We start from the raw sequence: 26,143 nt of genomic DNA, 5'->3' as shown, positions 1-26,143 counted from the left end.
GACGCCTTTTTAACGGCGTCTTTTTTTGGTTTTTCCGATCAGGCGGGTGACGAGAATCATCGTGACGGACAGCGATCTGTTTTTGCGGTACGCCAAGTATTTCCCGCGCCACTCCGGTTTGTATTTTTCTTTAAAGGCCCGCAGACCGCTGAAGCTGTACATATACCGGACGTTGTTAAAGATGACGGCCGCGATTCTTTCCGACCAGAAGGATGAAAAGGCCGTTCCTACGTTTGACAAAGGCGCCATGCCCATATTAAAGGTGGTGTACCCTTGTTCCTGCGCCCAGAGAAACAGACGGATGAAAAGCGCGTCCATGATACCGTTCGGCGCGTTTTTCCGATAACGCATTAAGTCGACTGATATCTCGCCTTCCTGATACATCGGCATAAGGTTGGCAAAAGCGATGATCTCCCCTTCTGTGTCTTTCACGTAAGCAATCGGGGCCTGTTCCAAATAATCCCGGTCGAAGAAACCGAGAGAAAAGCCTTTCTCTTTTTTCGGTCCGAGCCATTCGTCCGAAATATCTTTCAGTTTGGCGATAAACTCTGAGGAAAACGGCGGTTCCCCGACATGAAACGTGTAGCCTTCGCGGTCAAATTTGTTGTTAATCGCCCGCAGACCCGCTTTTTTCTTTCCTGACAGCGTAAATGCCTCCATATCCACGAGCGCCTCTTCTCCAAGCTTGAAGAAGTTATAGCCGAAGTCATGATACAGCGCCATGTCTTCACGTTCAATCTGATAGAACATGACACTCAGGCCCTGCTTATGCGCCTCATTCAGAAATTCCTCAATTACAAGCGGAAAAGAGTCTTTCTGGCCTGACGGATCACCGAGCACGACAAGCCTTCTGGAAATCTGGCCGAACAATAAAAGTGCTTTGCCGTCGCTTGAGAAATAAAACCGCTTATCCCCGAGAAAGCCGAGGTGGCTGAGCGCGTTTCCGCCTTCTTCCGCCAAAAAGGACTTCAGCCGCTCAGGATCGGCCTCTTCCCCGATCGGCTTCGATCTTTTATGATAAATTGCCGTAAACACAAGGAAAAACAAAGGCACAACAATAATGGCCGTCATCGTGGCGTATGTAATGTGCGAATTGTTATGGACGAAATAATCGTGGCGCAGCAGCCGATTCATTTTATCCCAGATAAAGCCGGCAATGAGATTGTAGTTGAACAAGGCGATAATAAACAGAGCGGCCGCAAAAATCATCTGGCCGAGCGTATACGATGCCTGTTCTCTGATAAACTGCCTCTTTAACAGCACAAGCAATACGATAACGACAGGCAGAATAAAGATCGCGCTGATGTTCAACCCTTTTAAGAAACTGAACACAAAACCGCCGACAAGCGCGGCGACCGCCATTGAATAAGAGCGTTTCGTCCGTTTGTATAGTTCAATCGGCAAAATTAAAAGAATCAAAGCCGCGCTTAACGATAACGCGTTAAACGCAAGAAGCGCCGGATGCGGAATATGCGGAATGACCGTCTCCCTGTCGATCGGCAAGGCGACAGACGCAAGCACGACGACTCCCGACACGAAAACCAAAAGCGCCAGCGAACCGTAAAGCATTCTGATTAAGATGGCGCGCTGCAATACGAGAAGCACGTTCGTCGTTTCCACGGCAGGAGCCATCTTCGGATTTGATTCCAGCCGTTTAAGCGTATTTTCCGTTAAGTCGCCGGCCGCAAAGAACAGCCCGAACACAAACGGAATAAATGAATACACAATCCGGTAGATGACGATGGATGTCACAACCGCCTCCTGCGGAAAGCCCATATTCTGCATGCCGAGCAGAAACAGAAGGTCAAACGAGCCGAATCCTCCCGGCACAAGGCTGATGATTCCCCCGATAGCGGCAATGGCAAATACACCGAATACATGGCGGACATCTGCTTGAATGCCCATGACATACAGTGAATAATACATGACGACGGCTGCCGCAAACCATTCGGCAAACGATGCTCCGATGTATGAAAAAACCGGATGCCTCGGCTTGGCTTCACCATCTTCTGTGTCAGCTTTTTTATTGTTGATCCGGGCGGCGATTAAAGCTGCCGGCACAATCAGCGCCACACCGGCGATGACAGCCCACAGCCACGGCTTCTCGCTTGTGATTTCACCCACCGGGAGCACCCGGGCGACGGTCAGAATACTGAAGACCGACAGCCCGAGCAGAGCTGAAGAAGTAAGCCAAGCGATTCCTGCGACAAGACGTTTTACGTCATTCGTGTGCTCTTTGTAAAGCATCGTCCGCAGTCCGACACCCGCCAGACCGCCGAATCCAAGGACATTGTTAAAGGAATTGGCGATAAAGGAAACCCTGAACACTTTCCAATTCGGAATGTTGAGACGCAGCGTTCGTTTCAGCACAAAGTCATAAAAGGACATCGCACTGACGGCAAGGAGGCCGAGCAGAACGAGAATAAATAAATCGTAACGCTCAATCCCGTTAATAATGTACAGCGTGCGTTTAAAAGAAAGGTCTGTCAATTCCTTTTTGGACTGATAAATGACTAAAAGCAAAACTGCAATAGGAAATAATACTTTTAATATCGATAAGGCATTCTTTTTAGTCAGCAATGTTCTCTCCAATCATCATAAAATAGCTTATTTATTATAATTCCCCCAATAATCTCCAACATATTATACACTACCACCTCATATTCAAACAAAACTCGTCTGCAACTTTCTTTCTCAGATTAAAATCAGTAATATGGGATACAGGAGTATTAACGAGGAAGTGAGACGATGGATTATAATCTGCATGATACAACGGTATTAGGCGGCGATATTTTTTCTCCTGAGGAACGGGATATTTGGGTTTTGTATATGAAAGTGATGACATCGGCGGGACTCGGCGATGTGTCAGAGTGGATGAAGCTTGATATGAGCATGCCGCAAATGAAGGTGCTGATGCTTCTGAACAACCACGGGACACTGAAGGTGAGTGAAATCGCGGAAAAAATGGGCGCTTCTCTTTCAAATACGACGGGGCTGCTTGACCGTTTGGAAAAATCAAGTTTCATTACACGCGCTCCGTCAGAAGAAGACCGCCGTTCAGTCGTCGTTCAATTAACGGAAAATGCAAAAGATATTTTCCGCAGCCTTTATCAAAAAGGACATGTAAAATTGAAGCGTTCATTGGAAACGCTGACCGCTGAAGAAAAACAAACGGTCAATCAAGGGCTCGCCATTTTGGCAAGAGCGCTTGGATCTTCCAATCAGGCATAGAGATGAAAAAGGCCTGCCGGTATCGGCGGCCTTTTTTTGTTTGACATTTAATTCATTCAAAGTGAATAATATATTCAAAGTGAATTAAAAATGGAAGGATTGATCAATATGCCGGAGCCATTGCAAACAGAAAAAAACCAGAGCTGGGCCATCACCCTCTTTACGATCGGTGTGTTCATGGCGGCGCTGGACAACGGAATTATTTCCGCTGCTCTGACGACGATTAACAGCTCTTTTGATGTTTCCCCTTCATGGGGCTCGTGGGGAGTAACCCTTTACACATTGGGACTCAGTGTCAGTGTGCCGATTGTCGGCAAGCTGTCTGACCGGTACGGGCGGAAAAAGCTGTTTATGATTGAAGTCGGGTTGTTCGGCCTCGGCTCTTTGCTTGTCGCACTCAGTCAAAGCTTCCCGATGTTTTTGGCGGCAAGGCTCATTCAGGCGCTTGGCGGCGGAGGGATTTTTATTATCGGCAGTTCGCATGTCTTGGCTGTGCTACCGAAGGAGAAACAGGGAAAAGCTCTCGGGCTTTTAGGAGCGATGAACGGTATGGCGGCCGTCCTCGGACCGAATATCGGAAGCTTTTTGCTTGATGTAACCGGGTCGTGGCATTGGCTGTTTTTGATTAATCTGCCGATTGCCGCCGCTTTGGTTGTGTGCGGCGGTTTGTTTATCACTGAAACGAAAGAGCCTGAGGTGAAAAAGCTTGATCTCTTCGGCACGATGATGCTGTCTTTTGCGATCTTATCCTGCATGATCGGTATTACGAACCTCGATGGGGCGAAGCTGTCAGAAAGCATAATGGACGTAAAGGTGTACGGGTATCTGTTGGGGGCGGGACTTCTCTTTGCCGCGCTGCTTAAAGTCGAAAAGCGGGTTGAAAACCGCGGGGGTGATCCGATTCTCGCCTGCTCGCTGCTGCAGAATAAAGTGTTTCAATGGACGCTCGTCATCGGATTTTTATCAGGCGGGCTGCTCGCTGCGGTGATTTTTATTCCTTCTTACGCGGAGCAGTATTTGCACGTATCGGCGGAAAAAGCAGGTTATTGGATGACGCCGCTCGCTTTGGCGTCAGGCATCGGGGCATGGCTCGGCGGGGCGGTTACGGATAAAAAAGGGCCGGTCTTCTCTGCGGTTGTATCAGGCGCCATCGCTTTTGCCGGATTCAGCCTGTTTCCGTTATGGGTGACGGATAAATGGGAATTTGTCACGGCGAGTGTGATTGCGGGGACCGGTTTCGGATTTCTGCTCGGAGCTCCGCTGAATGTGCTTGTATCAGAAACGGCGGGTCAAAACAAAGGGACAGCGCTCGGCACGCTGTCACTCGTGAGGCAGGTCGGGCTGACGCTCGCTCCGGCCTTATATGCCGGCTTCATTACAGCCGGCTTTGACCGGATCGGAGATGACATCAAAAACCGTTTAGCGAAAAGCGGCATTCCCGCTGATCAGGCGCAAATGCCCGATATCGGCGGCGGACTTTCTTCGTTGCAGGAACAGGTAAGCCGAATCCCCGTCCCCGCCGTCAAAAAAGCGGTTTCTGATGCGATTGAAGCGGGCGTTGCCAGCGGCTACCACCATCTTTATACGGCAGCCGCCGTCATTTCGTTATGCACGATTGTGTCTGCGGCTGTTTTGGCGTATTTCCGGAAGCCGGCATCCTCTAAGAAAAATGCCAGTCCATCCGCCGGGAAAGCTCAGTAATATGGGCGATGTGATGTTCAGAGTGCCAGACATATAATCCGAGCGCCTGTTCCAGCGTAACCGTCTCCTTAGATACAGGATGGAAAAATGTCCGTTTGAATTGAGCTTCCGTCATGGAGCGCAAAAGAGCGGCCCACCTTCTGTGCAGGATCGTTAACAGCTCAAGCGTATCCCCGCAAGCGGCGGTTTTGGAATCATGGAGATCGGCCCAGCCTTTTTCATCATAAGGACGGATTTCCGGTTCATCCTCCGTTAAGCTCAATTTAAACCGGATATAGCTGTTCATGTGGCTGTCCGCCAGATGGTGAACCACTTGGCGCACAGTCCATCCCCCTTCGCGGTACGGCGTATCGAGCTGACTGTCCGACATCTCTCTGACAGCTTGTTTCAGTTTGGCCGGAGCGTGTTCCAGCGTATTGATCCATTCTTGTTTCTGTCCGGCTGAAATCGATTCAGGCGGCTGATATTCTCCAATCGGATAGCTGAGGGTTTGTGTTTCCATATTGTTCATCTCCCATTGATCGTATTAAGAAAGTATGATGGTGATGTCGCAGCCTTCCGCTTTCGCTTCACGGAAAACCTGAAGCACACTCTCGGCGCCATTTTCAGTCAGCTGCTTGCTTTGTTCAAACTGCCTCCATTCCAAAACGAGCGGGTACTCCACCCATCCGGTCAGACAATCCCATAAAGCGTCCAGGTTTTCACCGTAGTATTCCGGAAGGGCAAGCTCCTTTTTCAATGTCTGGTGGAGGTCGCTGATACTTCTGATTTGTTCCCCGTTAATGACTGCTTTTTTCATGTGCGGCTCCTTTCTTATGATTTTATTCTATCAGTTTACCATTTTTCTCTTCAGAAATGGCCGGATTCTGCCCCGGTTTCAGCTGGACGATGTCCTCCTGTCTCGGACGGCTGCAGATTGGATTTGCCCGGCTGCGCTGCTTTTTTAACAGAGCTGATCCATATAAAGAAGGCGGCCGAAACGCCGCCTTTTTTCAGACTGTGCGGCCCGGGGACGCCGCCGTGCTTCTTTTGCTGTGCTTCGGCTGATACACTTTTCCGACAAACAGGTATCCGTACCTGAAATGGTTGCATCCCCACGATACGAAAATGGGACCGAGCGTGCAGATCAAAAATAACAGCAGGATGGCAGCCGGCAAGGGCATTGACCGCAGATAGCTTTCCAGGAGGTACCCGCTGATTAAAAAGTAGGAGTGGAGCAGATAGATTGAAAACGAATAGTTGCTGATCATCATCACCATCGCGGGCACTTTATTGAGCTTTGAAAACAGATGAAAGCACAGAAAAATAATACTGACCGCATAAATCATAATATCCGGACGCTTAGAAGAAATGGAGCCGCCGCTGACATATGAAACGGCCACAATCAATATCGCCGATACGGCCGCACTGAAGTAAACCGCATAGCGGTACTGATTGATGAGCGCTAAAAAACGCCGGTATTCCTTTCCGCAATAAAATGCCAGACAGAAATAAAACAGCCAGCCCGGAAACGGAACCCAAAAGAACGGAAAAATAGAATCAAGCCCCGATGACGCCGGCGGATGAAGAATTGAAAAATAGCCGAGATAGACGGCATTGATGATAAAAGAAACAGACAGCACCCATGCGGGAGATGTTTTGTTCAGCCAGCGGTGCAGCAGCATATGGAGAATGTAAAATTGAAAGATCACAAGAATGAAGTAGCCGATAAAGTTTCCCAAAAAGACATTTTCTAAAAATTTACCCATCACTGAAACGAAACCGGCGCCTTCTTCTGCCACGCTTTTCATTAAAATGGCATCCACCGCGGCAATAAACAGAAACGGCACGAAAATGACTTTTCCCCTTTTCTTTAAGAAACCCGCGGGCACGCCTTCCGGATAGGACCTGGCAAGCAGAAATTCCGAGATAAAGATAAACGCCGGCGTGCTGAACATCAGCAAGGTCCGGAACGCATCAACCGTATGGGCGGCGCTTGCTAAGGACTCTTCCTGAATCATCAGCACCATTGACATCACGTGCAGCAGAACGACACTTAAGCAGGACAGGCAGCGGATCACGAAAATTTCTTTTATCTGCATGCGGCCGCTCCTTTTTCACAAGCACGGCGGACTTTGGCGTACGCCTGGCGCAGCCGCTTTTCCCGCAGCTCGGGTGTGCTCGTTTTGACGGCGGACATAAAGTTCCGTTCGGCTTTTTGAATGCCGCAAAATTGCAGAATGCCTTTTTTCAGCGTAATCCAGTCCGCGTTTTTCCGGAACCACTTTAAGTGCCGGTTCGGGGAGTCCGCCGTATAAAACACCTGTGCCGTCTCTGCCCGGAGCAGTCCTTTTACACGGCCGTTTTCAAATGTGTAGGCTTCTCCGGCGACAAACACTTTGTCAAAAAAGCCTTTCAGAATCGCCGGAACGCCTCCCCACCACAGCGGGTAAATGAAAATGAGATGATCCGCTTCTTTCATCAGTTTCCGGTATTTCTTTGTTTCAGCGTCCCGGTTCATATCCCTCCGCTTTTTTTCATCTCCGACCTTCAGCACGGGATCAAATTGATCGGCGTATAAGTCAATGACGGTATAGCTTCGTCCGCTGTCCTTTAAAGCCATGGCGACGTATTTGACGATCGCCGCATTGAAACTGTTCTCATCCGGATTTGCATACACAATCACCGTCTTCATATGTCCCTCCCAGTATTTTTTAATTTTTACAATGATTATATCATTATGCAGTATGAATAAGGCAAAGACATGATGAAAGGCTTTTTCGCCGACTGAAACGGCGGCCTTCCCTTCTGTCTGTTTCCGGCAGCATTTTGATTCGTTTTAAACAGGATTGAAATGCGGTATCCGACACTTCTGCGTTTTTAAGCAGCCGTATGGTATACTAGCTGTCAAATGAATGGGCTTGGAGGACAACATGAGAATTTTAAAGTACGCGATTTTAGGACTTTTGCGAAAAGGCGAATTGAGCGGATATGATATATCGAGCTATTTTAAAGAAGAGCTAGGCCAGTTTTGGAGCGCAAAGCACAGCCAGATTTATCCGGAATTAAAAAAGCTGACGGCTGAGGGATTCATTACGTTCCGCACTGCGATTCAGGGAACGAAGCTGGAGAAAAAAATGTACACGCTGACTGACAATGGAGAGCGGGAGCTTTGTGCATGGCTGACGAAAAAAGATCCGATTCCGGAAACGGTGAAGGATGAATTTATGCTGAAGGCTTATTTTATCTCAGCTTTGACGAATGAAGAAGCGGATGAGCTATTCACCGATCAGCTCGTAAAGCGAAAGGAGAAGTTGTCCGATCTGGAAAACAGTTATCATGAACTGATGACATCCTCCGAGGAGGCGGATTCCTTTTCTTCTCCGGATTTCGGCCATTATCTCGTGCTGACAAAAGCGCTGGAGCGGGAAAGGAATTATATTTCCTGGCTTGAGCATATTTTGGCTCTCATCAAAAAAGCATAAACAAAACGGGGCGGCTCTGTATGCAAGCCGCCTGTTTACGTTCTGAGACCCGCCGTAATAAACGAATCTGCCATTAAAATAAGAAAAAGCAGACTGAAATAAACAATCGAGTAAAAAAACATCCCTTTCGACCATTGCGTGTCATCCGCTGCTCGAAAACCTTTGACGCTCCGGTACAGCCAGATGGCTCCGAGCAGGAGAGCGGTCGCGGTATAAAACGGGCTGACATCGATATAAAGAGGGACGAGCAGCGAAACCGCAGTCAGAACGGCGATATAGCGCAGCATTTTTATTTTTGTGACACGATTGCCTTTTATAATCGGCAAAAGCGGAATTCCGGCAGCACGATACTCTTCCTTTCGCCTGATTCCGATCGCCCAAAAATGCGGCGGCTGCCACAAAAACATAATCGCATATAACAACACCGCCGGCATATCAATGTACCCGGTCAGGGCGCAATAGCCGATCAAGGGCGGAGCCGCCCCCGGAAAGCTGCCGACAAATGTGCCCAGACGGATTGTCTTTTAAACCAAAGCGTATAAACGACGGCATACAGCAAAAATGCAAGCAGGCCGAGAACGGCGGTCAGTACATGAAGCGAAGCAAGCATGATGAATCCGCATGCGCCGAGACAGGCGCCGTATAGGATCATAACCGGCGGCGGTATTTTACCCGTGACGCTTGCACGGGTGCGGGTTCGCGCCATCTTGGCATCCATGCCGCGGTCAAAGAAGTTATTAAAAACAGTGCTTGATGCCATGACAAGCGCCGTTCCGATCATGGCGATCGTCATAGCGGCAAATATACCGGGCCCTTCGCCCGTCCTTTCAGACTGAAGCCATGCGATCCAAAATCCGCCCAATGCGGCGAGTGAATTTGAGATGATAATTCCCGGTTTGGCAAGAATGATAAAGTCCTTGACCGTCACCCGGTTTCCGTTATGCTTCATCGGCTGTTCCGTCCGTGCTGCATTTGAATTCATTTGTTCGGGTTCTCCTTTTTCGGCTTATCATATCAGGAAGAATCAGGAATCACAATTCATTCTGTCTATTTTTCACACAATTGTAAATTATATATAAAAAGCCGCATCTTGACCGGATGCGGCTCATTTCCTTTACTATTCAAAATCTGCCCATAAAACTCCCTGATCCGGCTTGAAGCGAGCAGATCAATTTCAAACACGGGCATTAAGAAGGCTAATCCCGTATCGTTTTTGTTTTCGGGGAAGTTTTCAAATAAAAAACCTTGCCATTGATGGCAAGGTTTTTTTCTTACAGTGTAAATGCGATATCCGCCCCTGACACAGGGTCTTTGACGAATATGCCATCGTTTTTTTCTTCAATTTCAAAGCCGGCATCAGTCAGCGCTTTTGTCACACGTGACAGCTCTTCATGATGCGGAAGCACGATGGTGTAATAATCCAGCCCGCTTGCGTTTCCCGGTTTCGGCGGCGCGTGTTTTCCGGCCCATATATTCAGACCGATGTGATGGTGATATCCTCCCGCTGAAACAAACAGCGCGGACATGGCCGCGTAATTGCCGACAATGTCAAAACCGAGAATATCGGTGTAAAAAGCCTTGGCTTCCTGTAAATCCGTCACATGGAGATGAATGTGCCCGATAACGGTTCCTTCCGGGAGACGGCTTTTCCGTTCAGCTCCGGCTTCTTCCAAAAGCCCGTCCACATCGACGGGCGCCGTTTGCATGACGTAATTGCCCTCTGCATCGCGCTGCCACGTGCTGCGGGGACGATCGGCGTATATTTCAATGCCGTTTCCGTCCGGATCAGACAGGTAAAGAGCCTCACTGACCGCGTGATCCCCCTGACCGAGCGCGATGCCGTTTTCAATCAGCCGGGCCAATGCGATGCCGAGTTCTTTCCGATCAGGCAGAAGAATCGCGAAATGGTAAAGGCCGGTGACAGACCGCTCCGGCAGAATGACGGCGCCTGGATTTTCTTCAAGCACCAGCAGGACGCGTTTTCCGTCTGCTGACAGTTCTGCGGAACGATCGGTTTGCGAGATGACTTGAAAGCCGATCACATTTTGATAAAAGTCGAGCGACCGCTCCATATTTTTGATGGTCAATTTGACATAACCCAGTGCCGTATCTTGATGAATGCCGGTCATCTGAACGCCTTCTTTCTTATGCTGAAAAAGTTTCTCCCTTTTTTGATTTGAAAAGGAGCTGATCCAATGAAAGCAGACGGCTTCCTGAAAGCGCTAAGTGAATTGACGCAACCAGCAAGATGAAATCAAATTCCGATCCGCCCATAAACGGTGAGGAAAGCTTCGCCGTGAAGATGGCGCCGACTAATGTGATGGCAAACAGAACGCCGATAATGCGCGTTGCCAAGCCGAAAAAGATCAGAACCCCGCCAACCAGTTCAATCGTTGCGATGACATAGACCATAAAGGCCGGAATCCCGATGCTCTGGAAAAATTGCGTTGTGCCTTCTAAACCTTGAAACTTGGATAAACCGTGAACAAAAAAGATAATACCTGTTACAACTCTTAAAAGCAGTGTTCCTGTTTCGAATGATTTATTCATAAAATCCTCCTTGAAAATTATTATCACTTACTTTATGTAAGCTAGTATATATACATAACTTATTTACGTCAAGTAATTTCGTTACATTTAACGAAAATAACTTAAAAGTACTAGTTATCCCCGCAAAAAAAGACCTCCGCACTCTGTCGGAGGTCTTTGTTCCTATTTATGATTCCCTGAACTGGCTTTCATATAATTCCCGGTAAAAACCGTTCTGGCTGAGAAGTTCGGCATGGGTTCCTTTTTCAGCCATTTCGCCGTCTTTCAGCACAAGAATCTGATCGGCTTTTTGAATCGTATTCAGCCTGTGAGCGATGATGACGCTTGTTCTGCCCGCCATTAAACGGCCGAGCGCTTCTTGTATTTTCACTTCCGTCACCGTATCAATGTTGCTTGTCGCTTCATCCAAAATGAGCAGAACCGGGTCGGCCAGCACAGCTCTCGCAATGGAAATGAGCTGTTTTTGGCCTTGGCTGATGCCCGCGCCGTTTTGGGTAAGAACGGTATCGTAGCCTTTGGGGAGCCGTTCAATGAATCCGTGGGCATTGGCGGCTTTAGCGGCTTCCTCCACCTCTAAGTCAGATGCATCCAAGCGGCCGTAGCGGATATTTTCCCTGATGGTGCCCTGAAAAAGAAATGAATCCTGCAGGACAAACCCCATATTTTTTCTCAGACTGGATCTCGTCAGTTTTTTGATGTCCGTTCCGTCGATAAGAATTTTCCCTTCATTCGGCTCGTAAAAGCGGGCGATCAGACTTGTGACGGTTGTTTTACCCGCTCCGGTCGGGCCGACAAAGGCGATTGACTGTCCTTGCGGAACGCTGAAGGACAGATGTTTTAAGATCAGGCTGTCTTCCTGATAGCCGAAGGAGACATCTCGGAATTCAATCTCTCCCGTTTTGATCGGCTGGTACAGCGCATGCTCTTCGTCTTCCCGCTCCTCTTTTTCATCAAGCACGTCAAACACCCGTTCAGCCCCGGCGATGGCCGATAACATCGTGTTGAACTGATTGGCTAAATCATTCAGAGGGCGCGTGAACTGCCGTGAGTATTCGGCGAATACGACGATGGAACCGATTGAGATCCACCCTTTCAGCGCAAACAGCCCGCCGACCGCCGCTATAATCGTAAAGCTTAAATTGTTTAAAGAGTTCATTACTTTCGGAATGAATCCCGAAATGGTCTGCGCCCAAAATCCCGATGATTTTAACGCCGCGTTTTTTTCTAAAAATTGCTCCATGACGCGGTCTTCCCTCGAGTAGGCTTTAATGACTTTCGCTCCTGATATCGACTCTTCAATAAAACCGTTCAGCTCGCCGAGGTTTTTCTGTTGCTGCTTAAAGAGCAGTCCCGTCCGGCTGGTGATCCATTTAATGCTCAAAAACATGATCGGAATAATCAAGAGCGTGATCAATGTTAAAAGCGGGCTCATGTACAGCATGACGGCGATTGTGCCGACGAATGTAATGACGCTCGACAGCACCTGAATGACTGATGTATTTAAAGTGGAGCTGACATTTTCAATATCATTGGTGACCCGGCTCATCAAGTCGCCGAGCCGCTGTTTATCAAAAAACGGAATCGGCAGTTCATGCAGATGAGTAAACAGCTCGCTCCGCATTTTAAACACGGTGCTTTGAGAAATATTGATCATCCAATAGTTTTGAAACCATAAGGACAATGATTGCACGAGGTAAATCCCAAACAGTATGAACAGCACCCCCGCCAATCCGTCTGTCGTCCGCCCGACGATGAAATGATCAATCGCTTTCCCGATGACGAACGGTCCGAGGAGGCCAAATATGGCGCTTATGACTACCATGATGATCACGAGGGACAAAAGCCCTTTTTTCTCGGCTACATAAGACCAGATCCTGCGCAGCGTGCCTTTTGTATCTTTTGCTTTCGCGCGTTTTCTGCCGCCTTCATTTGATTTGAGCGGTATTTTCGGATATCGGAAAGGTTTACGAATGTCTTTCTGCACTGTCAGCTCCCTCCTTTCCGAATTGTGATTCATAAATCTGCCGGTACAAATGAGACTCTGCCATCAGCTCTTGGTGCGTGCCTTTTGCCAGCAGCTCGCCGTCTTCAAGCAATAAGATGGTGTCAGCCTTTATCGCGGTCGTTATTTTTTGTGTAATAATCAGTGTCGTACATTCATAAGACCTGATCGCCTTTAAAAGCTTTGCTTCCGTCTGAAGATCCAGCGCGCTCGTACTGTCATCTAACAGCAGGAGGGACGGCTTTCTGATAAAAGCGCGCGCGATGGAAATACGCTGCTTCTGCCCGCCTGACAAATTGACGCCCCGCTGTCCCAGCACCGTGTCGTATCCGTTTGACAGCTTCATAATGGTTTCATGGATTTGCGCGTCTTTGGCCGCTTCCATTACTTCATCTAGTGAAGCATCCTCCCGCCCCCATGCGATATTTTCACGGATTGTGCCTGAAAACAGGAGTACTTCCTGCGGAACATAGCCGATTTCCCTGCGCAGTCCATGAGCGGAGAATTCACTGATCGGTTTGCCGTCAATGAAAATACTGCCCGAATCAGCCGTGTACAGGCGCGGAATCAGCTGAAAGAGCGTTGATTTTCCTGAGCCCGTCGCGCCCATAATGGCAACCGTCTCTTTCGGATTGGCAGAAAAGGAAACGTGATGCAGCGCGTCTTTTTCCATGCCCGGATAGCGGAAGGACACTTCGCGAAACTCAACGCCGCCTTCAAGCGTCTGTGCCGGGTCGTGCCCCGTCCCCTCGCCGCCTTCTGTTTCCAGCACCTCGCCGATTCTTTCTCCGGAAGCTTTCGCCCGGGAAAATACCATGATAAGAAAAGGAAGGACGGACAGCGCGCCTGTAATCCGCGTCGCATAGTTAATGACGGAAACGACATCGCCGACCTGCGCTCCGCCCTGATCAATGCTTTTGGCGCCGAACCATAAGATAAATAAAATGCAAATGTTCATCAACAGCATTAAGATCGGCATCGCCGCTTCCACGAGCCGAAAAGCGGAGACTGTCTTTTCCATCAGCTTCGTATTTGATTGCAAAAAACGTTTCACTTCGTGGTTTGCACGGAGGAGCGCTTTAATCAGTTTGATCGCCGTCAGGTTTTCCTGCATGATCGTGTTGACCTGATCGAGCCGCTTTTGTACAGATCGAAACAGCGCGCCGCCTCTTTTCAGCACCCACAGTAAAAACAAAAGTAAAATCGGCACCGTGACCAGCAGAAAAAACCCGAGTTTCGCATTGACGGTCAGCGAGAGAATAATACCGCCCGCGATCATTAACGGCGCCCGGAGCATAAATCGGAGACTCATAAAAAGCATATTCTGGACCTGCGTCACATCGTTTGTCAGCCTAGTGATAAATGATGTGGATGAGAATTGCGCAAACGTCGAATAGGAGAAGGATTGAATTTTTTGAAAAAGTCCTTTTCGCGTATCATACGCATAGCTCTGGCTGATATGGGCGGAGTAGAAAGAATTTAAAATGCCCGAGGCGAATGAAACAACGGTCAGTCCGATCATCACGCCGCCCCACAGCCAGACCGTTCCGAGCTCCTGCTTCAAAATTCCTTCGTCAATGATTTTCCCGATCAGCAGGGGCTGTATCAGCTCTACCGCAAGCTCGATGAGCATGAAAAACAGAGCGATCCCCGCCAACAGAGAATACGGTTTTACATATGATAAAGCCTTTGACATGTGTAAGCCTCCAAATTCTTTGTTCAGTTGTATGTATATTTATTTTATTTGTTTGTCGTAAATGAATAAAGGATTAACCCTTGAACCCGCACTTTTATTATGTACTTTATGAAGAAAAAACGGAAATCATTGAAGACCAAAATTGAAGAATAAGGGATGCAGATATATGGAGGCTGTCTTTTCTTTTTACCAGCTTTCTGAACCGGAGCCTTGATTTTAAAATGAATTAGCGGAGCCTTTAAAAAGGCGTCCGCTAGTCATTTATGCTTTGTCATTTCATTTAACGAATAAAAACGAGAGCGACCCCGAATCCTTTATCAGCATCAAACTCTTTGATCACTTTCATGACCTGCCAGCGCTGGTCTGGAGAATCGGATTTTGTGGCAATCCCATTATGAGCGTGAATAAAATCTCCCGCTTCCACAGTCTCATCGCATCTGACAAATACCTGACCGATAAGCCCGACAATGTTCCACTCGTCTCTTTCTTGTCTTGAAGCGTAGTCTTCTTCAGGCCGAAAGTCCGGATTTTCTTTTGGCGCCATGACCGTATGGCCGTTTGCATCTTTCTGTTCTTCATAAACATAGCCGCCAAACTCATTCTTTACGTATCGTCCCGACCAGTGAAAACTCGACTCACCAAGAATTACTCCGGCAGTCTCGGAAATAACCCCAAGCATGAGATCACCCTTTTCAGCCGGTCTGATCTTATCACCTTCAAGTGTGACAAGTGTTCCCGTCGGAATCTTCTCCCCGCTCAGGCTCTCAAAGTACTCAGCGTAGTCAGAGAAGGTCGAGGAACCTGTTACGCCTCCCGAAGCCTTAATTGTTCCTTCTTTTGCGTGAAGCTCAATTTTTCTGTTTGCCGATGACGGAGTGCTGCCGGCACCCCAGCCCCATACAGTTGAGTTAGCTTGTGGGTTAATCGTATTATATGAACCGATTACCCCGGATTGAGAACCACCTGCAGCCTGTCCCCGGACAGAACCGACGACAAAGCCATTAGTTCCTGTAACGTGGGAATCTTTAGATGCCATAACAGAAGATCCTTTATGTTTAAACAACTCATACGGTGTTTTTTTACCGCCTACATTAAATGTTGTTTCATATCCCTGAAAATCAATATTTGATATATTCAGATCCGGACCCGAAGAATAGAGTCCGACCGTTCCGCTGCTGGCTCCCAATCTATGCCCGTATACATTGCTCACTGTGCAATTATCAACGCCGCCGCCAAAAGCAAGACCCGTCGTGCCGCCGTCAACTAGAAAAACGCCGTCAATCATGCACTTTCCTACCGCATTTTCTCCGCCGAGAACATAAAGATCATGAGCAGCGGAGCGGAACCCGCGGACCGTAATATTCTTCAGATTGACATACCGTCCTTTGTAATAAATCATAATGATCGTGTCATTGCTGTAATCATATGATCGATCTTCACAAATCGCCTGGAAATTCACTATATTAACTGAATCATAGCCCGAAACAACCAAAGCACTCGCTCCGACGCCTTTATATATAGAATTTTGTTTAGGATTTGTTGCCTGGCAATTTACTAATTGAACATCATGGGCAGTTTTTGATGTCGGCTCAGTCGATAAATGGTGGCCAATATGTCTAATACAAAAACCAATGGCATTTTCGTAAGCACGGCAATTAGCTAGCTGAACCCGTTTAGCTGCCGGTGCATAGTCATGCGCCTTAATTTCAAAACCGCGGGCGCCGCCAATTGCAACACAGCTATCTACAAATACATCTTGGGAACCGTCATCGATCTCAAAGCAATTTGAATTTGACGTGCCATTCCCATTTCCCATCGGGTGATAGGAAATACAATGACTAAAAGTAGTATGGTACCCGAAATGACAAGTAAAGTTATCATCGCCGGACCCTGTTGCTTCACAATGAGAAAACGTTACAAAGTTACAGCCATTGGGCTGATAATAAGTCGGGTCGTCCATTTCTCCATGTCTGTTATAGTTCGGGCTTGTAGAATCAAAGCCGTGCAGGCCGCCGTTCTTCGCAAACACATGTTCGACAAAAGAATAGTCCACATTCGCAAAAAGCAGACAGCTTGAAGTGGGCCCTTTCGGAATCTTCCAGCCGGCAGGACGCGTATCCTTATTCCAGTCCAGCGTGAGATGGCCGACGTAAATATTTTCATTACCGTTCGTATAGTCACTGTTGGTCAGAACAGAACGGCCGACAGGTGTTTCGTCTAATAACTTAATGACCGTTCTTTTCTTACCTGCTCCGACAAGCATTGTATTTGACGGAACAAACAATCCCGATGTTCTGAATACACCTGCGGGAACGGTTACGACATAACCTCCGTCGGCCATCGCATCATGAAATGCTTGCGTATCATCTGTTACTCCGTCACCTTTAGCCCCAAAATCCATAACGTTTCGCTCTGTAACGTGTTCAAACCTGTTTTCATACATTTTAAGTCTTTCGTTTAAGTTTTCATAAGTTGACGTGCCATCGTTAAGGGCGGCACCGATTTTGCTGTCAATCGCTTCAAAGTTTTGAGCAATGCTTTCAACTTCAACACCCTCAGTTTTATCAGGTTTGTAAAGTCCTAAGAAAGTCGTATAGTTTGTCATTGGTTTGCCTCCTATTTTTAATTGCTAATTAAAACACCGAACATCACAGAAGTCATTCACTCCTGCATGTACAGGTGGCAAAGGTATGACAAATTCAGACATTTTTTCAACACACATAAAAAGAGCGCCGGATAAACCAGCGCTCTTCCCGTTCTGCACACAGCCTGCTGCTGCGGTATGCTAACCGTTCAGTATTTTCTCAACACGCTCCCGCATTTGCGGCACGCCTAATCCGACGATGACCTGAAGCGCCCTGCCTTTTCTGACGACGCCGTGGGCGCCCAGCTCTCTGAAATCGGCATCACTTTTGACTTTTGAATCATCAGCGACAGTGACGCGGAGACGGGTGGCGCAATTGGTGACCTCCATAATATTGTCTTTTCCGCCAAGCGCCTCAATATACAAAGCGGCTGTATCCCGCTGTGTTTCGTCTGCCGCCGCTGTTTCTTTTGAAGCCTGCTTCCGTTCTCTGTACTCCTTTTTCGAATAGAGCTTTGTTTCCTGCCCTTCTTCTTTTTCTCTGCCCGGTGTGGCGATGTTGAATTTGAGAATGAGGAAACGGAAGACGAAAAAGTAAATGGCGGTAAAGCACAATCCGATGATGATCTGGTATACATACGTCATGCCGTGGCTTGACGCCAGCGGGATCCAGTTTAAGGTCGCCGTTTCAATCAAGCCGCCGCCCATATTTCCGACGACGCCGGCCATATACATGACGGTTGCCATAGAAGCGGCAAGCAAAGCGTGAACCGCAAATAAAAACGGCGAGATAAAAAGGAATGTAAATTCAATCGGCTCCGTAATCCCGGCGATAATGGATGTCAAGGTGACCGGAATCAACAGGCCGGCGACGATTTTTTTCTTTTCCTTTGAAGCCGTGGCGTAAAAGGCGAGCGCGATTCCCGGAATGCCGAAGATTTTCGAGTTGCCGTGAAGTGCGAAGCCCCCCTGCGGGAACAATTCTTTCAGCGGTTTGACGCTTTGGGAGTATTCTCCGAGATGCTGCGCCCAATAGGTGACGATACCGCCTTCAGCCACAGCCGGACCGTAAACAAACGGCGAGTAAATAAAATGATGCAGGCCCGTCGGAATTAAGATCCGCTCCAAGAATGTGTAAATCCACACGCCGATTGCCCCGGAAGAAACGAGAAAGCTTTGCAGTGATCCGATTCCGGACTGAACCATCGGCCATACGTATGCCACCGCGAGTGAAATCGGTATCATAATGAAAAAAGAAATAATGACGATGTACGAAGATCCTTGAAAAATTCCCAGGAAATCCGGCAGTTTTTTATCAAAATACCGATTGTGCAAATAAACGACAATAGATGAAATAAAGATGGCGCCGATAATATTCGTATCAAGCGTTTTGATGCCGGCGATCATCGTCAGCCCGCTCGTTCCGCCGACTTCCTGATTCATATCGACATGAAAAGCCCCGCCCCAAACCGTCAGAATCGCATTGATAAAGTAATTGAATGTCAGATATACTGTAAGCGCTTCCAAACAAGCCCGCGCCTGCGCTTTTTTCGCTAAAGCGACAGGTATGCCGATCGCAAACAGGAGCGGCATTTGATTAAAGACGGTCCAGCCGCCCTGTTCAATGACGTACCAGCATTGATACCAAAGCCCGTCAGGATCACCCAGCGGCCCCATCAGTGTTTTATTTTTAAAGAGCGTACTCAGACCGACAATAATGCCGGAAAATGCAAATAACAAAACAGGCACAAACATCGCGCTGCCGAAGCGCTGGACTTTTTGCATCATTTCATGTGACCTCCCGCTATTTATCAAAATTTTCAAGCTCTTCATAATCAACATATGCACGGAATAACGCTTCGCCCACCAGAAAAAACGGGGCAAATGCGACGATTTCCGTTTTATCGCTTAACGTCACCGGCTTGCTGGTCGCATAAAGGTTATACGGCGTTGTTTGCGCCAGTACGTTGTTTTTCAGATTGGTGATTGAAATAAACGGAACTCCCTTTGCGGACAGGGTCCTTACCTGCGGAATTAATTCGGGTGTTTCCCCGGATAAAGAAATGATGATGAATACGTCATCGACCTTAAAATCGTCACACATGATATCAAACTCTGTGATGTCCTGAATTAAAATCAGATACTTCCGCCGGGATACAAACATCCGCTGCAGCTCACGGGCGCACACCCTCTGAGCCGTGCCCGATCCGTAAACGAAAATCCGTTTTGCTTCATCTATCAGCCGGCACATCTCCGTCATATCTTTTGACTTCACGTATTTTACGTTGGCTTCAATATCATCCAGAAGCTTTTCAAACGTCATATTCTCGCCCTCTTCAGGCTGATCCTCCCATTTCAGAAAAACCCGGAATTCACTGTAGCCGCTGAAGCCGAGTTTTTGGGCCAGCCGCAGGATGGAAGACCGAGAGACATTGCAGGCTTTCGCCATATCATTGATACCGAGATGGTAGCACGTATGCTTATTGTTCAATATATATTTTAAAATATAAAAATCGTTGTCATTTAATTTCGCGTAATGCTGATTAACCAGTTCTTCAAGACTCATTCCAAAATCCCCCCGTTTTCTTTCTATTATATAGAATAACAGATGAAGAAAACGGGGAAGATTGTCATCAGGAAATATGCGACGGACTTACGTCAAGCTCAGGCCAGTAGTCTTTATTAGCCTCCATCAGATCTTCAAGGATCAGTCTTGCCACACGGGCATTCGGCACTGTTTTTGACAGGATCAGCGCCTGCCACAGCTTTTGAAATGACCGTTCTTCCCAAGCTTCAACCGTCAGTTTTTCGACAGATAACTGCTGCTCCATCAGGCCTTTTTGAAATTGCGGAATGTTCCCGACTGAGAGCGGTTCCGGTCCGTTTGAACCTACGAGACAAGGAATCTCAACCATGGCTGATGAATCAAAGTTTGCGATCGCGCCGTTATTTTCAACGATTAACAGCATTCTCTCCCCGGTGTTGTAAGCGATGGCCCGGGCAAGGTCGACGATATAGGAAGCATGATCGTCAATTTTAATTTCACTGTTTTCCGACGACTGTTCACGTGTAATCATGTCACATTGGCTGAAGATGAAAGCTTCGCGCCCTTCCATGACTTCGTTGGCTCTCGTATGATTCGGATTTGATTTTTTCACCATATCATCCGGGAATAAGTAATATTGCAGATACGTGTTCGGAAGCGTATCCGGATCGGCCGCCTGAACATCGCGCGCTTTTTTGAATGTGTCATTCCAGCTTGCTTCAGTCTGCTCTGCCTCTGTCTTCGGAACGTAGCCATATTCACGGACATGCTCTTTCAGCTTCGGCATTAAATCATTGCCGTGCTGATCTGTAATGGAAGTCCACCAGCCGAAGTGGTTCAAGCCGTAATAGCGGACGTTCATTTCTTTTCGGGAAGATAATCCGAGGATGTTCGCCATGCGATCCTCAATTCCGACCGGCATGTCGCAGATGTTCAATATTTTTGAATTCGGTCTGAGGCGCCGTGTAGCCTCAGCCACAATCGCCGCCGGATTGGAGTAATTCAGCATCCATGCGTCAGGCGAGTACGTTTCCATATAATCAAGAATTTCCAGAACGCCGCCGATAGACCGCATGCCGTATGCAATTCCGCCCGGCCCGCATGTTTCCTGTCCGACCACGCCATACTTCAGCGGGATTTGTTCATCAAGCGCGCGCATCGCATATTTCCCGACGCGGATATGCGCCATGACGAAATCAACATCCGTAAAAGCCGTCTCTGGGTCATCAGTCGCCAAAAATTCAATGTCCGGCGCTTTTTCTTTTAAGAATACCTCACACGCACCCGCAATCCGCTCCTGCCTTTCTTTATCATTGTCATAAAGTTTCAGCTTTCTGATCGGAAACTCTTCCAGGTGATTCAAAAGCATTAATACAATTCCGGGGGTAAATGTGCTGCCGCCGCCTGCAATAACGATTGAGAATGATTTGTCTGTCATGTGAAGCCCTCCTCTGATAACGTTTACATTTTATTTATATCATGAGAACGGCTTCTCTGTACCGGGTTTGGGGGAGTTAGATCATTTAATCATTTTTAGTTATTTTTCTCAAAAAGCGGGAAAGTTCTCACAGGAACATAAAAGGTCTGCTTTGATCAGCAGACCTTTTCTCAAAAATGCTCTTGTAAATCAGAAAGCAGCACTTCCTGCTCAAATTGAGGATTTCCGACCGGAAAAATCCTGGCTGTTTCTTTGTCTTCGTTGACATGCTGAATATAAATCGGGACTCCTTCATACGTCACATACGCCATGGCGGCGGATTCAGCAATGTCTTTCGCACGCTGTGTATTCACGTCTCAAACCTCCTTTGGGCCTCACACATAACGTGTCCGGCAGCCAAGAGAAGTATGCTTGTTTCTTACAATTGTCCGGCGGTGAGTTTGAATTTTTTGAGGCGTTTGTAAAACGTGCTACGCGGAATCCCCGCAATTTTGGCGGCCTGCGTGACATTTCCCTTCGCCGATTCAAGCGCGTTTACGATCATGTTTTTCTGAATGTGCTCCCGTATAGAGACAGGAGGCGCTTCTTCTTGTTCAAAAGGCTGGGCCGCCTCTTTAAGACCTGACGCTTCAAGCAGGGATGCGAGGGGACGTCCGGACAGCCGTCCGTCCGGGAACATGACGGAAAGACGTTCAAACACATTAAACAATTCTCTGATATTCCCCGGCCATTTCCAGCCCTTTAATATGTCTAAAAAGTCATCAGGAAGCTCTCCCGGCCACCTGCTGTTTCGCTGAAATTCAAAGAAGAGGCCGGGAATGTCTTCAGTGCGTTCTCTTAATGGCGGAAGATGAATCGGACAGACGTGAAGCCGGTAAAATAAATCTTCTCTCAGCTTTTTGCTTTCGACAAGCTGTCTCAGATCAGTGTGTGCGGCGGTGATGATTCTGATGTCGATGGGAATTTCTTTTGTCCCGCCGACCGGGGTGACTTTCCGTTCCTGCAGCACCCGTAACAAAGCCACTTGCATGGAATGTGATATTTCTCCGATTTCATCGAGGAAAAGCGTGCCTTTATCGGCTTTTTGCAAAGCGCCGATCTGTCCTTTCCGTTTCGCTCCGGTGAAGGCGCCTTCCATATAGCCGAACAGTTCGCTTTCAATCAGCTTTTCGGGGACCGCTCCGCAGTTGACGGCGATAAACGGGCCGTTCTTTCTGGAGCTGTTGTTATGAATCGCCCGGGCGGCAACCTCCTTTCCCGTGCCGGTTTCCCCTGTCAGACAGACGGTTGCGTCCGTTCGGGCGACAAGCTCCAGCTGCTGCAGCATATTTCGGGATGACCGGCTTTTGCCTGCGGCACCATGAAATATAAAAGCCGGCTTTTCTTCCCGTTTGGTTACATAAAAGCATGTGAAGCCGTTCTCCTCCCGTTTCGCCTGCTTGATTTGAAAGCCCTGTTCCTCAAGCTCACGCAGCATATGTCCGGTAAAATGCTGAACGGGGGGGCTTGCGGCGATAATCCGGTTGATTTCATTACAAAGCACGATTGGCTCACGAGACCGGGTAAGCCCGGCGAATTTGCTGATCATGTCAAGCTCTGTCATCTTCATCTTTAAGGCAAGCTCCCGTTCCGCCGTATAGGCGATGGAGGAAGCAATTCCGAGCATAAAAGGCTGAGCGCGGGAGGCGGGGCAGGAAATATCAATGACACCCGCCAGCCGCCCGTCTTCATAACGGATCGGCGCGGCGGAACAGCTCCATTGATGGGAAGCGAGCGAATAATGTTCAGAACCGTGTACCATGACCGGCTCATTTGTATAAAGAGCCGTACCGATCGCATTCGTGCCGACCGCCTTTTCTGTCCAGCAGGCGCCTTTTAAGAAATTGATGCGGTTCGCTTCATGAATGGTGCGCGGGTGGCCGTCAACTGAATGGACAACGCCGTCGGCATCAATCAGGAGAACCATCATTTCCATTTCCCGCATCGCCGTTTTCATTTTTTCTGCATACGGTGCCGAGGCCGCTAAGAATAACGCATGCTTCTCGGCCTGCCTTTCTAAATGATCTGCCGGCATCACATTCGGCCCCTTTTCAAGATAAGGATTGACATCAGCTTTTTTGCAGCGGTGCCATGAGGCGGCCACCCGCTTCTGAATACAGGATTCATCAAGCACGCCTTCTTTCACAAAGCGCTTCCAGGTTTTAAAATCATTCCGAATGACATTCATTGTATTCGCTCCCCCCTGTTCAGACCATCTTTTCATATATTGTAGGGGAAAAGTAAAGCGCTTTCAACGAAAAATACCCCTTCTCAGTCCTGAGAAAGGGTATCCCGGCTATACGGAATGCACAGCGAGGCCGGTGACATTCAGAAGGGCTTCCTGAAGCGTTTCCGAAAGAGTCGGATGCGCGGTGATAAAGTGCTCCGACATATCCGCCGTCATTTCGCCGTTCATCAGCATGACCGCCTGCCCGATCAATTCCGTCACGTCAGGCCCGATCATTGACACCCCGACAATTTCTCCGAATTCCGGTTCGGCGATGATTTTCATTTTGCCTCCATGCTGATGTTTAATTAATGCCTTGCCGTTAGCGGAAAATGAACATTCTCCGATTTTTACATCTCCGTATTTCTCTCTCGCCTGTATTTCCGTCAGCCCGACAGCGGCCATTTCCGGAGATGTATAAATACAGCGGGGCACCGCCCGCATATTGGCTTTGCTGTCCTTTCCCGTGGCATGCGAAGCGGCGGTGATTCCTTCATGAATCGCGGCATGCGCCAGCTGCATTCCTCCGGCCGCGTCGCCGCACGCGTATATATGCGAAACATTTGTCTGCATATGGTCATTGACTTCAATGCCGCGCGGAGAATAAAGGATGCCGGCCTGCTCCAGATTCAGCTCTTGCAAACGCGGCTTTCTGCCGATTGCGACCAGAATGTGATCAGCCTGCGCCTCAATTTCTTTTCCGTCTTTTGTCCACACGGCGGTTTTTCTTTCCCTGTCAATCCGCTGGAAGGAAGCTTTCGTCTGAATATCAACTCCGCTGTCTCGTAAAGAGTCTTCAAAAGCGGCCGCGATATCTTCGTCTTCTGCCGGGAGCAGCCTGTCAGCCGATTCAATCATCGTCACTTTCGTTTTAAAACGGCTGAATAAAGAGGCAAACTCACAGCCGATCACACCTCCGCCGACAATGAGAAGGGAGGACGGAATCTGCTGTAAAGAAAGGACATCTTTGCTGTCGATCACCCAATCGCCGTCAAAGGGGGCAAAAGGCAGCCCCGCGGGTTCAGACCCTGATGCGATCAATATCCGGCCGGCTTCCAGAATTTCTTTTTCGCCTCCTTCCCCTTCAATCAGCAAAGTTTGATCTGAGAGAAATGAAGCAGTGCCGCTGATGACTCTAATTTTATTTGCTTTCATTAAGTATTGAATGCCCTGCACGAGCCGGTTGACGATTTGCCGTTTGCGCCCCTGCATCCGGGCCCAATTGAGCGTAATGTTTTGCGGAAGTTCGATGCCGAATGTATTTGCGTGCCTGATTTTATCAAGCACATTCGCGCTTTCCAACAGCGACTTTGTCGGGATGCACCCCTCATTGAGACACGTGCCCCCGAGCGGCCCTTTGTCTATCAGAACGACTTCTGCTCCCCTCCGCGCGGCAGCCACGGCAGCTGCATATCCGGCAGGCCCTCCTCCGATAATGGCTAGTGTCAATCTCTTCACCCCTCTCTATAAAATCAATCCGGCCGGCTCTTCAAGCAGCGCTTTAACCGTTTTCAGGAAGTCCGCAGCCGGAGCACCGTCACATACTCTGTGATCAAAGGTGAGGCTCAGCGGCAGCACGGTGCTTTTGACAAGCTCATCTCCTTTGAACGCCGGCGTTTCATAGCTTGCGCCCACTCCGAGAATACCGGCTTCAGGCGGATTAAGGATCGGGGTGAAATGTTCAATTCCATATCCCCCGAGATTTGTAATAGAAAAAGTCGACCCGTGAAGATCATCTCCGGAAGCATTTCCTTCCCGCGCCCGGCGTGCAGATGTGCTGATTTGATCCGCAAGCTCAAGGAATGAAAGCTTTTCCGCATCACGGATCACCGGCACGACAAGGCCGTTTTCAAGAGAAACTGCCATCCCGAGATGGACATGCGGATAGGTAATGATCCGCTCCTCTTGATAAGAGCTGTTCAGCTCAGGATGCTGTTTCAGCGCAAGCACCGCGGCCCGGGATACAAAATGCGTGACCGTCAGTTTAACACCGCTCCGCTTTTTCGCACTGTCGGCCAGCTGTTTCTGCCATTTCACAAGCTCCGTAATGTCCGCTTTCATGGTCAGTGTCAGCTGGGCGCTGTTTTGCAGGCTTTTGTGCATTCGGTCTGCAATCACTTTTCTCATTGCTGAGGCCGGTTTTCCCTCCGGCTGTGCCGTCTGAACCGAAGACCGCGGTTCAGCTTCCGTCTTCATCGCCTTTATGACGTCGGCTTTTACGATTCTGCCCCCGGGCCCCGTCCCGTTCAGCGTATCAACTTTCAATCCTGCCTTCTCCGCCATTTTTCGGGCCACAGGGGATATTTTCACGCGGTGTTTACGCTCTTTCCCGGCTTTGGGAGCGGGAATAGTTTCAGGTTCTGCTTGTGGTTCCCCGGCATTTTCAGGGGCCGGTGCCTCCTTCTCCTGCACCTTTTCACCGTTTTCCCCGATATAACAGATGGCCGTTCCCGGCGGAACTCCTTCTCCCTCTTTGACTTTAATGTGAAGGAGCGTGCCGCTTTCGGGCGCTTCTACTTCCATTTCTATTTTTTCAGAGTTGATGCTGGCGATGCTTTCTCCCTTTTCAACCGGATCGCCGACTTTCTTATTCCAGACTGATACTTCACCTTGCTTCATCGCCATTCCCAATTTCGGCATTACTACTTTTACAGCCATACTATATC

20 protein-coding genes and 1 pseudogene are annotated in these 26,143 nt (G+C 48.5%); 3 read left to right on the top strand and 18 right to left on the bottom strand.

Annotated elements, in window-relative coordinates; genetic code table 11:
- Positions 1-9: 9 nt before the first annotated feature.
- Positions 10-2,580 carry a bifunctional lysylphosphatidylglycerol flippase/synthetase MprF gene (gene mprF / locus MHH91_RS04385; RefSeq protein ID WP_014469926.1) on the bottom strand — a complete coding sequence of 857 codons (2,571 nt, stop codon included), beginning with the start codon at positions 2,578-2,580 and terminating at the stop codon, positions 10-12.
- Between the two features lie 168 nt (positions 2,581-2,748).
- Between mprF and MHH91_RS04380 the strand changes: the two genes are divergently transcribed.
- A complete protein-coding gene (locus MHH91_RS04380; RefSeq protein WP_014469925.1) occupies positions 2,749-3,231 on the top strand; it encodes a MarR family transcriptional regulator in 483 nt (160 codons plus the stop codon).
- A 108-nt stretch (positions 3,232-3,339) separates the two neighbouring features.
- On the top strand, positions 3,340-4,932 hold the full coding sequence (locus MHH91_RS04375) for an MFS transporter (RefSeq protein ID WP_014469924.1): 1,593 nt from the start codon (positions 3,340-3,342) through the stop codon (positions 4,930-4,932).
- On the opposite strand, the gene bstA is transcribed toward MHH91_RS04375, so the two are convergent.
- The 4 genes from bstA to MHH91_RS04355 all read right to left on the bottom strand — a co-directional run bounded on the left by bstA (position 4,892) and on the right by MHH91_RS04355 (position 7,606).
- The gene (bstA, locus tag MHH91_RS04370; RefSeq protein ID WP_013351426.1) at positions 4,892-5,434 is read right to left on the bottom strand and encodes a bacillithiol transferase BstA; all 543 of its coding nucleotides are present in this window, start codon (positions 5,432-5,434) and stop codon (positions 4,892-4,894) included. The genes MHH91_RS04375 and bstA overlap by 41 nt on opposite strands.
- A 24-nt stretch (positions 5,435-5,458) precedes the next feature.
- The gene (locus MHH91_RS04365) at positions 5,459-5,731 is read right to left on the bottom strand and encodes a ribonuclease inhibitor Barstar (RefSeq protein ID WP_013351425.1); all 273 of its coding nucleotides are present in this window, start codon (positions 5,729-5,731) and stop codon (positions 5,459-5,461) included.
- Between the two features lie 193 nt (positions 5,732-5,924).
- Positions 5,925-7,013: an acyltransferase family protein gene (locus MHH91_RS04360; RefSeq protein WP_013351424.1), complete on the bottom strand. Its 1,089-nt coding sequence runs from the start codon at positions 7,011-7,013 to the stop codon at positions 5,925-5,927.
- Positions 7,004-7,606 carry an NAD(P)H-dependent oxidoreductase gene (locus tag MHH91_RS04355; RefSeq protein ID WP_013351423.1) on the bottom strand — a complete coding sequence of 201 codons (603 nt, stop codon included), beginning with the start codon at positions 7,604-7,606 and terminating at the stop codon, positions 7,004-7,006. The genes MHH91_RS04360 and MHH91_RS04355 overlap by 10 nt, the downstream gene beginning before the upstream one ends.
- A 238-nt stretch (positions 7,607-7,844) precedes the next feature.
- On the opposite strand from MHH91_RS04355, the gene MHH91_RS04350 reads away from it, so the two are divergent.
- The gene (locus tag MHH91_RS04350) at positions 7,845-8,396 is read left to right on the top strand and encodes a PadR family transcriptional regulator (protein ID WP_013351422.1); all 552 of its coding nucleotides are present in this window, start codon (positions 7,845-7,847) and stop codon (positions 8,394-8,396) included.
- Positions 8,397-8,431: 35 nt separating this feature from the next.
- Here the strand turns inward: MHH91_RS04350 and cyoE are convergent.
- From cyoE to MHH91_RS04285, 13 genes and pseudogenes are all read right to left on the bottom strand, one after another.
- Positions 8,432-9,378 (bottom strand): annotated as a pseudogene (cyoE, locus tag MHH91_RS04345) (heme o synthase).
- Between the two features lie 289 nt (positions 9,379-9,667).
- Complete coding sequence (locus MHH91_RS04340; protein ID WP_014469921.1) at positions 9,668-10,525, bottom strand: VOC family protein; 858 nt, start codon at positions 10,523-10,525, stop codon at positions 9,668-9,670.
- 16 nt (positions 10,526-10,541) lie between these two features.
- On the bottom strand, positions 10,542-10,946 hold the full coding sequence (locus MHH91_RS04335) for a DoxX family protein (RefSeq protein ID WP_013351420.1): 405 nt from the start codon (positions 10,944-10,946) through the stop codon (positions 10,542-10,544).
- 166 nt (positions 10,947-11,112) lie between these two features.
- On the bottom strand, positions 11,113-12,930 hold the full coding sequence (locus tag MHH91_RS04330; protein WP_013351419.1) for an ABC transporter ATP-binding protein: 1,818 nt from the start codon (positions 12,928-12,930) through the stop codon (positions 11,113-11,115).
- The gene (locus tag MHH91_RS04325; protein ID WP_013351418.1) at positions 12,911-14,644 is read right to left on the bottom strand and encodes an ABC transporter ATP-binding protein; all 1,734 of its coding nucleotides are present in this window, start codon (positions 14,642-14,644) and stop codon (positions 12,911-12,913) included. The genes MHH91_RS04330 and MHH91_RS04325 overlap by 20 nt, the downstream gene beginning before the upstream one ends.
- 280 nt (positions 14,645-14,924) lie before the next feature.
- Positions 14,925-17,249 carry a peptidase G2 autoproteolytic cleavage domain-containing protein gene (locus MHH91_RS04320; RefSeq protein ID WP_014471580.1) on the bottom strand — a complete coding sequence of 775 codons (2,325 nt, stop codon included), beginning with the start codon at positions 17,247-17,249 and terminating at the stop codon, positions 14,925-14,927.
- 180 nt (positions 17,250-17,429) lie between these two features.
- Positions 17,430-19,016 (bottom strand): alpha-glucoside-specific PTS transporter subunit IIBC, encoded by a 1,587-nt coding sequence (locus MHH91_RS04315; RefSeq protein ID WP_014471579.1) that lies wholly within the window; start codon positions 19,014-19,016, stop codon positions 17,430-17,432.
- Between the two features lie 16 nt (positions 19,017-19,032).
- On the bottom strand, positions 19,033-19,794 hold the full coding sequence (locus tag MHH91_RS04310) for a MurR/RpiR family transcriptional regulator (RefSeq protein WP_013351415.1): 762 nt from the start codon (positions 19,792-19,794) through the stop codon (positions 19,033-19,035).
- A gap of 67 nt (positions 19,795-19,861) precedes the next feature.
- On the bottom strand, positions 19,862-21,211 hold the full coding sequence (gene glvA / locus MHH91_RS04305; RefSeq protein ID WP_013351414.1) for a maltose-6'-phosphate glucosidase: 1,350 nt from the start codon (positions 21,209-21,211) through the stop codon (positions 19,862-19,864).
- A gap of 170 nt (positions 21,212-21,381) precedes the next feature.
- Entirely contained in the window at positions 21,382-21,564 is a 183-nt protein-coding gene (locus tag MHH91_RS04300; RefSeq protein WP_013351413.1) for an H-type small acid-soluble spore protein, read from the bottom strand.
- Between the two features lie 65 nt (positions 21,565-21,629).
- Complete coding sequence (locus tag MHH91_RS04295; protein ID WP_013351412.1) at positions 21,630-23,438, bottom strand: sigma-54-dependent Fis family transcriptional regulator; 1,809 nt, start codon at positions 23,436-23,438, stop codon at positions 21,630-21,632.
- Positions 23,439-23,546: 108 nt separating this feature from the next.
- Positions 23,547-24,926 carry a dihydrolipoyl dehydrogenase gene (gene lpdA, locus MHH91_RS04290; protein ID WP_013351411.1) on the bottom strand — a complete coding sequence of 460 codons (1,380 nt, stop codon included), beginning with the start codon at positions 24,924-24,926 and terminating at the stop codon, positions 23,547-23,549.
- A 15-nt stretch (positions 24,927-24,941) separates the two neighbouring features.
- On the bottom strand, positions 24,942-26,135 hold the full coding sequence (locus MHH91_RS04285) for a dihydrolipoamide acetyltransferase family protein (protein WP_013351410.1): 1,194 nt from the start codon (positions 26,133-26,135) through the stop codon (positions 24,942-24,944).
- Between the last annotated feature and the right edge of the window lie 8 nt (positions 26,136-26,143).

The sequence above is a fragment of the Bacillus sp. FSL K6-2819 genome (genome assembly GCF_038008305.1).
GTDB lineage: Bacteria > Bacillota > Bacilli > Bacillales > Bacillaceae > Bacillus > Bacillus amyloliquefaciens.
This window is presented reverse-complemented; position numbering and strand designations above follow the sequence as displayed.